Consider the following 15376-nt stretch of genomic DNA (forward strand, 5'->3'; position numbering starts at 1 on the left):
GAGCGTGAGGTGTGAGTATGCAGTCCAAAAAAGGGGTGGTCCAACAGAAGGCAAACAAGCCTTTTGGCAGCGTGGAGTTGTTTGCTGAGGCGGCTGAGTGTTTGAAGACGCTGGCTCATCCGGTTCGGCTGCGGATGGTGCAGCTTTTGCTCCACGGCCGTTACACCGTGGGGCAACTGGCTGAAGATTGTCATGTCCCAGACAACGTGGCCTCCGAACATCTGCGGCTGATGCAACGCTGTGGTTTTTTGGCCAGTGACCGCGATGGGCGTCAAGTGTTTTATCGGATCGCAGAACCGCACTTGGCGAACATACTGGCCTGCGTCGAATCGCGATTCTTGAGTACCAAATCTAGCAGCTAGGGATCGCTTTTATTTAACGTATAATATCGTAATATCGCGATATTATGGCACAAAAACAAGCAGGAGATTCAATGATGAGTCAGGTAAAGACGATTTCTGTTGGGCAACTGGCGGAACTGGAGGCTCGCGGCAAGGTGGAGGTGGTGGACGTGCGCACACCGGCCGAGTTTGGCGACGTGCACGCCGCAATGGCTCGTAACGTGCCGCTGGATCGTTGTGATCCCTGCGAAATCATGCGGCACAGGAGCGGCTCGTGCGACCAGCCGTTGTATGTCATTTGCAAGAGTGGTGGGCGGTCGATGAAAGCAACCCAAAAGTTCATCGACGCCGGCTTTACGAACGTGGTTAACGTCGAAGGAGGAACCGATGCCTGGGTCGCTGCGGGGTTGCCGGTAGTTCGCGGCAAAAAAGCTGTATCCTTGGAGCGGCAAGGTCGAATTGTGGCCGGTGGTCTAGCTGCCGCCGGGGCCTTCGGGGCGCTGCTGTCAGGCAACGTGTTGTGGGCAATTATCCCCGCGCTGATGGGATCGGGGCTGTTTTTGGCCGGCATTACCGACTGCTGCATGTTGGGCATGCTGTTAGCCAAGATGCCTTGGAACAATGTTCAGGATACCGGGAGCCGTTGTAGCACCTAGTAGCTGTAGCGGGACCCGCCGGCCCACCAGCGGCTTAACAATCGCCCTTCATCACGCGACCGACCGGTAGATGATGCCAGCGCGATGATGAGCCGCCGGTCGCGGGACTGAACTGGTTCCAGCATTCCTGATTGAATTCGCGATCAACTTGCTGCCCCCGTGACCTTGTCCTACGAATCGCGTGAACGCTTACCGTGCAACGAAGAAAAAATTTGGTCAAAGCATGAAAGGAGCATACTATGTCGACAAATTTTCGACTGCTGATTTTGATGAGTGTCTTAATCAGTGGATCTGTTTTCTGCTCCATTCCGGTTTTGGCACAAAGTGTGCGACCTGTGGTGGGACAGAGGGTCGGAACGATTGAAACCGAACAACTGAGTAAACTGGTTCTTGAGCGAATGTCTGCCTTGGAAAAATCCGAATCCGAAGGACAGGTACCTCCACCTGCGAAGTTCGTGCTGGTCGATGTTCGTTCCAATCGTGAGATGTCAGTATCGATTATCCTTGGAACTATCTCTCAGAACGATTTCCACAGGAACACTGAAAGATATCAAGGACTGGTAGTCATGCCCCACTGCACCATCGGCGGGCGATGTGAAGAATTTTGGAGGCGGCTTGCCGAAGAGGGCTGGACAATCACAAGCTATCGCGGCAGCATTGTCCAATGGGTGGACAGCGAACTGCCGCTAGTGACCCTCAAGGGTGAACGTACTAACCGATTTCACACCAATGGAGGCTGTTTCGATTTACCTGCCAAATACCAGCAGGTCACTATCTAGTACCTGCCCGTTCAAATGGCAGAGGAGGAACCAGTGAAATTAGCAAACCTGAAGCTCTGGCTACGTGCAGCACGCAGATTCACGATTGTGGCTGTGGGACTGGCTGTGTTGGTGATGACGATTGCCTGGCTGACTGGAATGTTCGTTTCTAAGGTTCCTCCTGGACACGTCGCGTCGGATGAACTGCGATTCAGCGGGGAACCTACAGATGAAGTGCATGAAGTTAACAAGGCGACCATTGAAGAGGCGGTCGGCACCCTGAAAGCCTCTAGCCGCACGATACTCTCCGCCAAGTTGCTGGCAACGATCGAATCGATCAGCGTTGCCGCCGGTGATGTGGTAACTCCTGGCCAGACGTTGGTCCTACTCGACAGTCGCGAATATCGCGCCCGCTTGGATCAAGCTCGGCAAGCTTTGGATTCTGCAATCGCATCCAGTCTATTAGCTCAAAGCAATTATCAGCGAGCAGAAACATTGTTGCAGCAAAAGGCCATCTCCCGCGCGGAGTTTGATCAGGCCAATCGCGACTTGCAGGTAGCCTCAGCCGAACAATCGCGGGCTCGCGAAGCAATTGCCGAAGCTGAAGTGATGCTCTCCTATACGACCATTTTGGCCCCCAAGGGAGGTCGAATTGTCGATCGCCTGGCCGAACCGGGTGATGTGGCTCGGCCCGGCGAGCCTTTATTGGTGCTGTATGATGCCACCTCGCTACGACTGGAAGCACCGGTCATGGAACACCTGGCAGTCACCCTGCGGACCGGCGACACACTGAAAGTCTATATCGATGCACTCAGCCGAGAAGTCACCGCAACCATCGACGAGATTGTTCCGCAGGCGGACGCGCCGAGCCGCACTTTTCTGGTAAAGGCCAGTTTGCCGCAAGCAGAGGACCTTTACGAGGGAATGTTCGGTCGGCTGAGAATGCCCTCTGGCGAGCGGCGCCACTTATGCCTGAATATGGATGCGGTGGTTCGCATCGGGCAGCTTGAATTCGTCGATGTAGTTCTGCCGGACGGCACGATCGAACGCCGGTTAATCAAGACGGGCCAGATCGGAATACCAGGCCGACAAGAGGTTCTCAGCGGACTGGCGGCGGGCGAGCGAGTCATCCTGCGAACCGGAGACCACCATGTCCCATGACATTCCGTGCTCCGACCACAACTCCGGCAATAACTCGCACGATGAACTGGGTTCTCAAGACACTTCTGATACTAGCGACTCCACCCACAATCTGCCCTTTTTGACTCGCATTGTCAGCGCGCTCTTGCGCGGCGACGTGGCCATACTGCTGACGGTAGTGACGCTGCTGCTGGGACTAGCTGCTCTAATTCTGACTCCGCGTGAAGAAGAACCACAGATCGTGGTACCCATCGCGGACGTTTTTATTGGTGCACCAGGATTGTCGGCTGAAGAGGTCGAACGGCAGGTAACCGAGCGGCTAGAAAAGCTGTTGTATCAAATCGATGGTGTCGAGTACGTCTATTCGATGTCCAGACCGGGTCAAGCCGTGGTGACCGTTCGTTTCTACGTAGGTGAAAACCGCGAGGATTCGCTGGTCAAAATCTACAACAAGATCAATTCCTCAATCGATCAAATACCGCCAGCCGTCCAGTCTTGGGTAGTCAAGCCCATTGAAATCGATGACGTCCCGATTGTGGTTGCTACGTTGTGGTCCGAGCGACCGGCTCAGTACAGTGATCACGAGCTGCGGCGCATTGCCGAAGAGATGCAACGCGAGCTGCAGTCCATCCCCAACACGAATCGCGTTCTGGTGGTTGGCGGTCGGCCTCGGCGCGTAACCGTTGAATTGGACACCCAGCGTCTGGCAGCTCATCAAACCTCATCGTTGCAGGTGGTGCGTGCATTGCAAGCTGCCAATGTTTCGCTGCCCGCTGGGCAATTCAGCCAACAGAACCAGCAATTCATCGTCGAGGCAGGCACATTTATCCGCCAAATTACCGACCTGGAAGACTTGGTCATCAGCGTTGTTGCTGATCGACCGGTGTACCTAAAAAACGTGGCCTCCGTTATCGATGGCCCGGCGGAAGCTGAATCCTACAGTTGGATGGGCTTTGGCGCAGCTGAACCGAATGTCGCAAGTCGAAATACGACTGATCTATACTCTGCGGTTCACCTTACCGTCGCCAAACGGAAAGGTAGTAACGCCGTATGGATTGCTCAAACGGTGGCTCAGCGTATGGAAGAAATGTCGCGGTCGCATCTTCCGGAGGGAGTGCATTATCGAATCACTCGTGACTACGGAGAAACAGCAAATGAAAAAGTTAACGAGCTAGTGATGAGTTTGCTGGTAGCTGTGATCACTGTGGTCGGATTGATCGGCATGGTCATGGGTTGGCGGCCGGCGCTGGTGGTCGCTATGGCCATACCGGTTTGTTATAGCGCGGCCCTGTTCGTCAACCTGTTGGCAGGCTACACGATCAATCGCGTCACGATGTTCGCGCTGATTCTGTCGCTGGGACTGCTGGTGGACGATCCCATTACCAACGTAGAGAACATCGCTCGCTTTTTCTCCTTGAAAACACTGCCAATTCGACGAGCGGTACTGCGAGCCGTTCAGGAGGTGCAGCCCGCGCTGATCATGTCCACCCTGGCCATTATCGCCAGCTTTCTTCCGCTGGCATTTATCACTGGCATGATGGGACCGTACATGGCTCCAATGGCTCTCAATGTGCCACTGACGGTCACGATTTCTACTCTGGTCGCTTTGGCGATTACGCCCTGGTTGGCGATGGTTGTACTTCGCGGGTCACAAGTACAAACGTATGGCACCGGCGAATTCGATGCGTCGCAACAACCACTTTATAAAATGTCCAAGCTCCTGTTGAGCCCGATTTTGCGCAGCGACTGGATTGCTTGGGGGGTATTGGGAGTAGTCTCGCTGTTACTGATGATGGCCATGTTGCCGGTGGTGCTGAGGCAGGTGCCGCTCAAGATGCTACCGTACGACAACAAGAATGAATTCCAGATCGTGATTGACATGCCGGAAGGCACTACTCTGGAACGAACAGATGCTGTGGCTCGACGCTTGGGACGTTATTTGAGTGGTGTAGCCGAAGTTCGTGACTATCAGGTTTTTGTCGGCGAAGCTTCCCCGATGGACTTCAACGGCATGGTCCGACACTATTTTCTTCGACAGGGACCACACTTGGCGGATATTCGGGTCAATCTGCTGCACAAACAGCAGCGCGTTCAGCAGTCGCACGAGATATTGCTGCGAATTCGCGATGAAGTAACCAAGTTGGGTCAGTCGTTGGGTGCCCATGTAAAACTGGTCGAGGTACCTCCGGGACCACCGGTTCTTTCAACGATTACAGCGGAAGTCTATGGACAGCCTGACAGTCGTTATCAACAGATCATTGAAGCTGCCCGCAATATCGAGTGGCGACTGCATCAAGAACCCGGCGTAGTGGACATAGACATTAGTAGCGAAGACGATCAGATTCGTTACGTGTTCCAGACCGACAAGCCCAAAGCCGCCCTGTCAGGCATCTCGACAGAAAACATCGCGCGCACCCTAGCCATTGCCGCTGATGGATTGAAAGCGACGGTTTTGAACATTCCTGGCGAAGTGGAACCATTGTGGATTGAATTGAAGCTACCCAAAGCTGACCGCTCAGCCATCGACGATTTGCGAGAGATATATGTCCAAGGTGACAGCGGCCACAACGTCCAACTGGGTGCCCTGGGACGCTTTGTAGAGCGAATCGAAGACAAGACGATTTACCACAAGAATCTGCGCCGGGTGGTATTTGTCTACGCGGAGATAGCTGGTCGCCCGCCAGCCGATGTGATCATTGATGTCCTGTGGGATCAGCAGCCCAATCGGTCGGTGGCACTGGTTGACGACAATGCCCAACCACGCCCGCTTTCCCAGCGGTCCTGGCTTTCACTGGGCGGAGGCGTCCCCTGGTCCGTACCAGATGGCATGGAAGTCAATTGGGCTGGCGAGGGCGAATGGAATATTACCTTGGATGTGTTTCGCGATCTTGGGCTGGCGTTTGCCGCAGCCTTGATACTGATTTTTATCCTGCTGATGTTTCAGACCGGGTCGCGGTTCTTACCGATACTGTTAATGCTGGCGATACCCTTGAGTGCCATAGGCATTATGCCGGGCTTTTGGGCCTTGAATATGATTACTGACAGACCCATCGGTGGCCATCCGAACCCGGTCTTCTTTACGGCCACAGCCATGATTGGCATGATCGCTTTGGCTGGAATCGTGATTCGCAATTCGATTGTACTAATCGACTTTATTCAAATGGCAGTCGGCGAGGGTATGAGCTTACAGGAATCCATCATAGGATCCGTGGCGATTCGAACACGCCCCATCCTGCTGACTGCAGGGACTACCTTGCTGGCCAATTGGGTCATCACGCTGGACCCGGTATTCTCGGGATTGGCTTGGGCGATCATCTTTGGTATTTTTGCTTCGACCTTGTTCACCATGATCGTTATTCCAACAGTCTACTGGCTGTTGTATCGAGAATCTTCTGCTAGCCAAGCTCAGTAGCGTTCGGGCACCATTGCCAGCCAGTTCGACCAGGACATTCCAAATTCACTGCAAGTCTTGTAGTGTATATTTGGCTGTCAAAGGGTCGACTACCTGAGCCTAACTCAGGCTATAAGACTCCGTACTGTGGTGCATCGCAGCCGCTGCAAGTGATTCCAACTGGTTAGGATGATCCAAGAAAACCGCGCGTGCGCTTATGACTGACTTGCACCTGCCCGCCAGCAATAGCGGTAATGCACTGTGGTAGCAGTTGACATTCGAGCTGGAACACGCGGGCGGCTAGAGCTTCGGGTGTATCGTCGTCCAGCACGGGACAAGTGCGCTGGGCGATGATGGGTCCGTGGTCGTACTCGTTGTCGACGAAGTGTACGGTGCAGCCGCTGACTTTGGCACCAAATTCCAGTACCGCTTGATGCACACGCAGCCCATAAAAGCCATGGCCACAAAACGCGGGAATCAGCGAAGGGTGGATGTTGACGACGCGCTTCTCGAAGTCGCTGGGGATCAGCAGGTGCTCTAAGTAACCGCCCATGACAACTAATTGTACGTCATGCTGACGGCAATGAGCAAACACGGCGGCACTGTGCTGGTCGGAGTTCGCAAAATCGCGGCGGCGGATGACGGCGGTGGGAATGGCCTGCTCAGTCGCAAACTGCAATCCTGCGGCGCGTGGGTTACTGCTGATGACGGTGGCAAATTGCACGGGCAATTGACCGCGCTTGTGCCAGTCAAGCAGATTCTTGAGAGTGGTTCCGCCACCGGAAATCAACACCGCGATGCGAAGTGGCGTCATGTTACGTCTTTGCTACCTGAATGCCGATAGTCACGTCTTGCCCGGCAATTTGATGTTTTTGTGAGGGCACGTCGTCTGGGACAGGTCTTAGATGCAATACAACCGTCAACGTCTCAGAAATGATGTACGACCGATTCTGCTCGACCGCCGTGCTCAAACCACCTTGCTCAAAATCCAAGCACAGCTCGATACGCGCGTCGCGCTGTAGGTTGAGCGACTTGCGAAAATCTTGAATCAGTCGCACCAGATCTCGAGCATTACCTTCGGCGATCAGCTCTGGAGTCAATTCAGTCGACAACACGACGACGCTCTGGCGCCCCTGAGCTGCCGTCCAGCCGCTCTTGGCCTGCAAGCGAACCTGCACATCTTGATCGTCCAGTTGTATTTGTTGTCCTTGAATTTCAAAACGAATGCAGTTCTGCTGATTCATCTCGGTCAACAGGGCTGCACCATCGGCCTGCTCCAAATGTTTCTTCACCAGCGGCATCAACTTGCCGACCTTGGGGCCGAGCAGTTTGAAATTCGGCACAATTTTGTATTCGATGTATTGGCTGTTGCCAGTGTTGTAGTGGATATGCTTGACGTTCAGCTCGGCCTTGACAATCTCGTCGTGTTCGTCCAGCCAGTTCGTGTGCTGGTCGCTGGTCAGGCTGACTTGCACGCTGGCCAGTGGCTGGCGGACTTTTAACTTGGCGTCCATGCGGGCGCTGCGGCCCAGCGAAGCGATCTCGCGCAGCAGCGACATCCGCTGGGCTAGTAATTCGTCCTGGTGATCGACATTGGCATTTGGAAAATCGCACAAGTGGACGCTTTCGCGCACGCGGCCTAGCACAGGCAACGTCAGCGATTGCCAGATGGCCTCAGCGAGAAACGGAACAAATGGTGCGATTAGCTTAGACAGCTCGACCAGCACTTCATACAGCGTCCAATAGGCGTCAGACTTGTCGACCGATTGCCCGGCGAGCGACTCGCCCCAGAAGCGATCTCGACAACGACGCAAGTACCAATTACTCAGCCCGTCTACAAAAGCGTTGATCCGCTGACAAGCGGTGTAGCTGTCGTAACCATCCATGCGCTGGATGACTTCGGCCACGGTGCTGGACAATTCGCTCATAATCCAGCGATCCAGTTCACCGCGCTGGGCGATGGGACGATAACTGGCGGCACCGGCCAGCTCAGCAGCGGTCAGTTGATCCAAGCTGTCGGTGATCTCGGCGGGCCCGGCGAATTTGTCCAATTGTGCGTACATCGTAAAGAAGCTCAGCACATTCCAAATACGGAGCATGAATTCTGGTATGCTGTCTCGAATGGCTCGCTCGCTGTAGATGATGGAACTCCACGGCGGCTGGTTGGCATAAAAATACCAGCGTAGCGCATCGGCACCGTAGGTATCAAATATCTCTTGAGGGCTGCGATAATTGCGCAATTGCTTGGACATCTTGCCGACGCGCAGCGCGTAATTACCATCGCCGAAAGCCTGTCGAGCATCCTCTTCCGTCAGGCAGGCAGCCCCATCAGCGGTTTTGCGTCCATCTTTGCTTTCGTACCACTCGGCCAGCATTAGCCCCAGCACGATACAATTTCTGAACGGATGGGGAAACGGCTGCTGACCGGCACCTGTGGGTTTGCCGCTTGGATCGCCGAACAGCATGGTGCTGATAGCCAGTTGACTGTAGAACCAGCCTCGAGTCTGATCGATGGCTTCGCTGATGAAATCCGCTGGAAAAGCGGCCTCAAATTGCCTCTGCCCCTGATGTGGATAACCCCACTGCGCAAACGGCATCGCCCCGGAATCGTACCAGCAGTCGATGACTTCCGGCACGCGCCGCATTGTGGATCCAGGAGCGAACGGCGAATCATAGGTCACGGCATCGATGTAGGGCTTATGCACCTTCAAATCTTCCACCAACTCCGGATCGGCTTGCTTGGCGCGCTGCCAGACCTCCATGCCAGCGGCCCCGGGCTTGGCAATCAGTTCGGCGTAGCTGCTGATCGCCTCGCGGTGGCCGGTCTGTTCACACTGCCAGATCGGAAGAGGCGTACCCCAATAGCGCTCACGCGACAGCGCCCAATCCACGTTGCTTTGCAGAAAGTTGCCGAAGCGACCATCGCGAATGTTTTCGGGTAGCCAACCGATCTGCGAGTTGTTGGCCAGCATGGCGTCGCGAAACTGAGTTGTACGAATGAACCAGCTCTCGCGCGGATATTGAATCAGCGGGTCTTGTTCTGCTCGCCAACAAAACGGATAGTCGTGCAGGTATTGATCTAAAAACAGCAGCCTGCCATCTTCCTTGAGCTGCCGCGTAATGGCCTTGTCGGCGTCCTTAACCCACACACCCTTTTGCGGCGGATAATCGTCGGTGAACTTTCCGTCGGGGCCTACAGCGCACAGTAGTGACGGCTTGGGGCTGTCGGCTGCGTAACGCGCTTGTTCGGCCACTAGTAATTCATAGTCCACCTCGCCAAAAGCCGGAGCGATATGCACCAGACCGGTGCCGCTATCGAGTGTCACGAAGTCCGCCGCCACCACATGCCAGTGCAGATAGGAACGCTGGCCGCCAATCAATGTTCCCTGAGCGTCTGCCAGGGTGCGATAGTAATTGTCGCTTGGCGGCACATAGCGCTGGCCCACCAGATCGCGGCCTTGGACGATTCGCTGCACCGACCACTGCCGCTTGGTCTTGTCAGCGATGGCGGCTTGCAGTTCCGCGGCCACGATCAATTGCTCACCACTTTGCTGGTCGCGACAGACCGCGTAGTCGATATCTGCACGGACGGCGGCAAATGTGTTGCTGGGCAGCGTCCAAGGTGTCGTTGTCCACACCACCAATGAAGTGTCAGGCTGATCGACCAACGGAAATTTGACGTAGACACTGGGATCAGCGACTTGGCGATAGCCCTGCCCTACCTCACCGCTGGACAGCGCCGTACCTCCCTGCGCCCACCACCAAACAATCTTGTGACCGCGATACAGCAACCCGCGATCGTATAGGTTTTTGAGAGACCACCAGACGCTTTCTACGAAGCTCTGATGGTACGTCACGTAGGCCTGATTCAAGTCGATCCAAAATCCAATGCGCTCGGTCAACCGCTCCCACTGCTGCATGTAGCGCCAGACGCTCTGTTGACATTTGTGGATGAACGGCTCGATGCCGTAAGCTTCGATTTCATCCTTACCATGGATGTTTAGTTGCTTGCACACTTCGACTTCGACGGGCAGACCATGGGTGTCCCACCCCGCCTTGCGTTCGCAGCGATAACCGCGCATCGTCTTATAGCGGGGAAACAGGTCTTTGATGGCTCGCGTCAAACAGTGGCCAGGATGCGGCATGCCATTGGCGGTAGGGGGCCCTTCGTAGAAGACGAATGGCGGTGCCTGCGAGCGCTGCTGAAGGCTCTTGGCGTAGATAGAATGACTCTTCCAAAAGTCCAAAATCTCCTCTTCCTGCTGCGAAAAACGAACCTGAGTACTAACAGCTTTGAACATGAATGCCTGCTTAATTGTCACCGCGTCGCCGGAAAATAGGATGCCTTGAGTACGTTTGGCTCTGGAACTCACACGCGTTTGCCACGGCAGATTTTCACCGCGCAAGCTCATTCGTCCAAGGGCACTTAGACGGACCAAGGGCCGGAAACTTCACCTGTGGAGTCAAATGCCAGCGGCTAAAAAGAATTTATCCAGTAACTGCCGTCACCAGACGGTGGGCCTCCGGTGGTCCGCCCTACCATGGGCGTGACCGGTTACGACTGATGGACACTGACCGGCCAAGTGACGCATTGGTGATTGTCCAAGCGAACCGAAACGGCCACAGGTCTTCCATAGCACTGCAGATAGTGGGGATCGGCAAACCGGTAGGTCTCAGCCAGCACCGTCTGGTGACCACCGACAAGCGTTACCGGCACCTGAATCCGATCATATTCGTTCGGTATGCCGGGTTGTCCAGTAACCTCGATTTGATCGAGTACTTGCAGGACCCGTGGCAGGTCCAATTCACAGTACGACCATACCTCGCCAGCAATCCGGTCTTTTCCCTCCAGCAAGGCCGGGTAGGCTCCAAGATCAAATAAGCGACCAAATGTCCAGCCCGCTCTGACTCGCTGTGGAGCCAAAGGCCAGCAATTCTCGCGGCATTGGCCGCGCTTGAGAGTACCATAAACAAAGACGTGTTTTAGTGAGTGGTCCATTGTTGAAATGCGAAATTCACCTATTCTTAGGCCGATGGTAGCTACCGTCACCAGCCGGTCGAGGAAGTACCGCTAATTTAACCACTTTCTGGCGCACGTAGCTACAAGAGTCGGCTGGTTGTTCCGAACCGGCTGGCAGCAAAGATTGTCGCTTAAAATCGTTGACTAGTTAACCTCCTCGAACCCTACGAATGACGATATGCATCTATACGAGAATTGCTGCGACGAGTTTTACGCCAACATGTACCTGCAAACGGAAATGCGGTTGCCTCGAAATCGAGAAACACTGCTGCATTTTTTCGATCAGATTCGGCGGCGACATCCCAATTTGACCAACTTTTATGCTCGCCAGCGCGGCGAATACTGCATCGACCAGGAGAAGGTGGACGGGCAGTATCGTTGGGTCTCCATCGAACAGCGCAGGCTGTGCAGTGGAGCGGTCAATCCGACATCGCTGGAGGCCGCACTGGCTCAGCATCGTAGCGTGCTGGACATCGCTCCCTATGACCTATCGTTGGGACGTTTGGACTGCGAGTCGTTGAATTTTACGATGGGATTTGACTTTCATTATCGCGGCAACCACAGCCAATTGTTAGCCGAGGCGCTGGGAATGGTGCCGGCTCTGGAGCGATTGTCGGAAGTCGTGCCCGGCCCGCTGCTGGGCTACGAGCCGACGCTGCAATTTGCCTTGGACGAAGACTGCCGAACGCAAGCCCGCATCAATTTTGAATCGCGTTCGACCGCCTACCAAGTCCGCACAGGAGAATTCGGCGAGGAAGGACTGAGTGTGCATCTGACGGTGCGGCGCTATGCCAGTCTGTCGCAAGAAGAGCAATTCACCACAGAACTTGAGAGGCTGGCTGGTATTGCTGGGCAGCTCGTAAACGACTATCTGGTGGAAAACATTTTGCAGCCGCTGCAGCAAATGATTGCACTGAAATAGCTTGAACTTTACTGAGTATTGGCAGCGACCCGTGAGGCGGTGTGACGATGGCGCGTGGCGACCATGTTTTTGTCGAAAATGATTGGGGGGGCTGGCTATACGAACACCATGGCATCGACATGGGCGACGGCACGATCATCCACCTTGGCCCACTGGATGCTCCTCGAATTGCCCTGAAAGACTCGTCGCAAAGGTTTGCGGTTCGCCGCGTCAGTTGGCACGAATTCTCCGCCGGGCGCCCCATTTGGACTCGGCGACATCCCGAACAACTTGATCCCGAAACCACCGTGCGAACTGCCGAGTCGATGCTGGGATGCACCGGATACAGTTTGTTGGAGGGCAACTGCGAGCACTTTGCAACTGCCTGCGCGACCGGCCAGTGGGTTAGCCGGCAAGTCGAAGTTAGCGCATCGGCAGTCCGCTGCCTGGGGTCGGCTGCTACGAAAACGCTGTGGGCCACGGCGGTTGGCGTTTCGGCTCGCCTGGGTCTGCGCGGTGCGGTGAAGATACATCCGGCGGCGCTATTGGCTGATGGCGTCGAAGTCGTGGCGCTAGCCGCCGGTTGTCGCTGCGGCCTCAGTGCCGACCATACGCAGCGCTTGGCCAGGACGTCGGGGAACATTGCCGCCATCGGTATCGGCGGTTTGTTTGGAGGTCCGGCGGGTGCCGCCGCCGGGTTGGCGTTGCACGCTGGCTCGACGGTCGTGGCTGAAGGTTTGTGCCGGCGTGTCCGGCAATGGTTGGCGTAATCCCCCTGTGGCAGAAGCAGCAGCCATGTGCAGGAGCCAGCCACGACTAAAGACAACCAGGGCTAGTTTCGATTTCCCCTCGCCGAGAATCTCTGAGTGGGATAAAATCGCCAGACTGCGGCGGGCGGTTTGCGCGTGACAATGCCGCTGAGACAAGCTGTTTAGGCAAGGCTTGAAGAAGCGGCCTGGTAAGAGGCCCCTTTTCGTGAATGGCCAGGCGATTCTGGCAAAGTTGCTTACCGCCCCCGACCTACCCACTAGCGCTGCTAATATGTCAGAACATCACGAGTCGCGACTGGCTAAGTTGCAACGAATTCAGGCCCAGGGTACCGATCCCTGGGGTCATTACTTTCCCCATCGCGCATGGACCCGTGACGTGCGCAGCCGCGCGGCCGAAATCCATTACGTGCTCAAAGATGGAACGCGACTGGATCTGCCGGATTTGGAGCTGACCGATCCAGATGGCAACAAGGTGGTCGACTATCGTTCCTGGAAGCAACAAGCGGGGGATGGCGAGGAACGTGGTCCACAGGTTCGGGTAGCGGGCCGCATCATCTTGCTGCGCGGGCAAGGCAAGTTGAAATTCATCACGCTGCGTGACTGGACTGGGGATATTCAGATCTTGATTGGCAAAGCGCAGGTGGGCGAAGCGGCCTTCGAGATGACGTCCAACTACGATCTGGGGGATTGGATCGGCGTCGATGGCCGACTGGGACGGACCAACACCGGCGAACTGACCGTGTTTGCGTCCCAACTGCACTTTATGTGCAAAACGCTGGAGCCGCCTCCGGAAAAATATGCTGGCCTGCAGGATATTGAACAGCGACAACGTCAACGTTACTTGGATTTAACCTACAACGAAGGTTCATTGGAAACTTTTCTGGCACGGACCAAGATTATCCATTCGATTCGGCAGACACTGGCCAGTCGTGGGTACTGCGAAATTGAAGGTCCAACACTGCACACGATTGCCGGGGGTGCCGCTGCGCGACCCTTCTTGACACATCACAATACGTTGGACATGCCGTTGGTCTTGCGGATTGCCCTGGAGCTGCATTTAAAGCGGTTGCTGGTGGGTGGCATGGAGCGGGTTTACGAACTGGGGCGTGTCTACCGAAACGAAGGTATTAGTCCTCGCCACAACCCCGAGTTTACGATGTTGGAAGCCTATGAAGCTTTTGCCAACTACGAAGTGATGATGGACCTGACCGAACAGATCATCTTGGACGCTCTGAAAGCCATCGGACAGGGATATGTTGTAAACTGGGCCGGTAAGACGATCGACTTCACACCACCGTTCGCTCGACGCACATACGACGATCTGTTTTGTGAAGCAACTGGAGTCAATCCTGCCGACCCGTCGGCTGTGGCAACTTATGCTCGGCAGATCGGTTTGGAAACGGCTGGCAAACATCCCGACGTGATCAAGAGCGAAGTATTCGAAGAGAAGGTGGAAGATAGCCTGATCGGGCCGATTTTCGTCATCGACTATCCAGCCAGCATTTGCCCGTTGACCAAGCGCAAGTCCAACAATCCCGAGGTCGCCGAGCGGTTCGAGATGTTCATTCATGGCATGGAATTGGCGAACGCCTATACGGAGCTGAACGACCCGCTGCTGCAACAGGAACTGTTCAGCAAGCAGTTGGCAGGTCAAGCTGCTGAGGATTCTATGGCCACCATGGATCATGATTTTGTGTTGGCGCTGCGCAACGGCATGCCGCCCGCAGGAGGCTTAGGAATTGGCATCGACCGACTGGTCATGCTGCTGACCGGATCGCGCAGCATTCGCGACGTGATTTTGTTTCCTCTGTTACGTCATCAAGAAACTGGCTCAACGGCTGCCTCCAGTTCGACAAGTGCTGAATCATGAGTAGCCAAGCTGCGACAGCAACACCACTGGTTGGCATCATTATGGGCAGTCGCTCCGATTGGGAGACGATGCGCGCAGCGGCGGACATGCTTAGTCAACTGGGCGTGGCTCACGAATGTCGCGTCGTATCGGCGCATCGCACGCCGGACTGGATGGTTCAGTATGCTCAGCAAGCCGAACAGCGTGGACTGCAGGTCATCATTGCCGGAGCTGGTGGCGCAGCGCATTTGCCGGGAATGGTTGCGGCCCAAACACTTCTGCCGGTGCTGGGAGTGCCCGTGCAAAGTCGCGCGTTGCAAGGACTGGATTCTCTGTTGTCAATCGTGCAGATGCCGGGCGGAGTACCCGTAGGGACACTGGCTATTGGATCGTCAGGTGCCAAGAACGCGGCTCTGCTAGCGGTGCGAATTCTGGCGACGCAGGATGCCAATCTGCGCCAGCGGCTGCGGGCTTGGACTCAATCTCAGACTCAGACCGTACTGGACGATTCGCCCCTCGACTAGTCCGCGCGCCGAGCTAGTATCGACGA

Annotated in this window: 12 protein-coding genes; 9 read left to right on the plus strand and 3 right to left on the minus strand. The window is 55.4% G+C overall.

What is annotated here, in order from left to right:
* Positions 1 to 17: 17 nt before the first annotated feature.
* The 5 genes from KF752_16395 (at position 18) to KF752_16415 (ending at position 6307) form a co-directional block, all read left to right on the plus strand.
* Positions 18 to 362 carry a winged helix-turn-helix transcriptional regulator gene (locus KF752_16395; GenBank protein MBX3423138.1) on the plus strand — a complete coding sequence of 115 codons (345 nt, stop codon included), beginning with the start codon at positions 18 to 20 and terminating at the stop codon, positions 360 to 362.
* A gap of 74 nt (positions 363 to 436) precedes the next feature.
* A complete protein-coding gene (locus tag KF752_16400) occupies positions 437 to 997 on the plus strand; it encodes a rhodanese-like domain-containing protein (GenBank protein MBX3423139.1) in 561 nt (186 codons plus the stop codon).
* A 239-nt stretch (positions 998 to 1236) separates the two neighbouring features.
* On the plus strand, positions 1237 to 1776 hold the full coding sequence (locus KF752_16405) for a rhodanese-like domain-containing protein (protein MBX3423140.1): 540 nt from the start codon (positions 1237 to 1239) through the stop codon (positions 1774 to 1776).
* Positions 1777 to 1809: 33 nt separating this feature from the next.
* Entirely contained in the window at positions 1810 to 2916 is a 1107-nt protein-coding gene (locus tag KF752_16410) for an efflux RND transporter periplasmic adaptor subunit (GenBank protein ID MBX3423141.1), read from the plus strand.
* Positions 2906 to 6307 (plus strand): efflux RND transporter permease subunit, encoded by a 3402-nt coding sequence (locus tag KF752_16415; GenBank protein MBX3423142.1) that lies wholly within the window; start codon positions 2906 to 2908, stop codon positions 6305 to 6307. Before KF752_16410 ends, KF752_16415 begins: the two co-directional genes overlap by 11 nt.
* Positions 6308 to 6470: 163 nt before the next feature.
* On the opposite strand, the gene KF752_16420 is transcribed toward KF752_16415, so the two are convergent.
* The 3 genes from KF752_16420 to KF752_16430 all read right to left on the minus strand — a co-directional run bounded on the left by KF752_16420 (position 6471) and on the right by KF752_16430 (position 11285).
* Positions 6471 to 7100, minus strand: coding sequence for a phosphoribosylglycinamide formyltransferase (locus KF752_16420; GenBank protein ID MBX3423143.1), 630 nt, complete (start codon positions 7098 to 7100; stop codon positions 6471 to 6473).
* A 1-nt stretch (position 7101) separates the two neighbouring features.
* Positions 7102 to 10587: an isoleucine--tRNA ligase gene (ileS, locus tag KF752_16425; protein MBX3423144.1), complete on the minus strand. Its 3486-nt coding sequence runs from the start codon at positions 10585 to 10587 to the stop codon at positions 7102 to 7104.
* 254 nt (positions 10588 to 10841) lie between these two features.
* Entirely contained in the window at positions 10842 to 11285 is a 444-nt protein-coding gene (locus KF752_16430; protein ID MBX3423145.1) for a gamma-glutamylcyclotransferase, read from the minus strand.
* A 199-nt stretch (positions 11286 to 11484) separates the two neighbouring features.
* On the opposite strand from KF752_16430, the gene KF752_16435 reads away from it, so the two are divergent.
* From KF752_16435 to purE, 4 genes are all read left to right on the plus strand, one after another.
* Entirely contained in the window at positions 11485 to 12228 is a 744-nt protein-coding gene (locus KF752_16435) for a hypothetical protein (GenBank protein MBX3423146.1), read from the plus strand.
* A gap of 47 nt (positions 12229 to 12275) precedes the next feature.
* Positions 12276 to 12977: a lecithin retinol acyltransferase family protein gene (locus KF752_16440; GenBank protein ID MBX3423147.1), complete on the plus strand. Its 702-nt coding sequence runs from the start codon at positions 12276 to 12278 to the stop codon at positions 12975 to 12977.
* A 271-nt stretch (positions 12978 to 13248) separates the two neighbouring features.
* On the plus strand, positions 13249 to 14847 hold the full coding sequence (gene lysS, locus KF752_16445) for a lysine--tRNA ligase (protein ID MBX3423148.1): 1599 nt from the start codon (positions 13249 to 13251) through the stop codon (positions 14845 to 14847).
* A complete protein-coding gene (gene purE / locus KF752_16450; GenBank protein MBX3423149.1) occupies positions 14844 to 15350 on the plus strand; it encodes a 5-(carboxyamino)imidazole ribonucleotide mutase in 507 nt (168 codons plus the stop codon). The genes lysS and purE overlap by 4 nt, the downstream gene beginning before the upstream one ends.
* Positions 15351 to 15376: the final 26 nt, after the last annotated feature.

The sequence above is a fragment of the Pirellulaceae bacterium genome, assembly GCA_019636385.1.
GTDB lineage: Bacteria > Planctomycetota > Planctomycetia > Pirellulales > Pirellulaceae > Aureliella.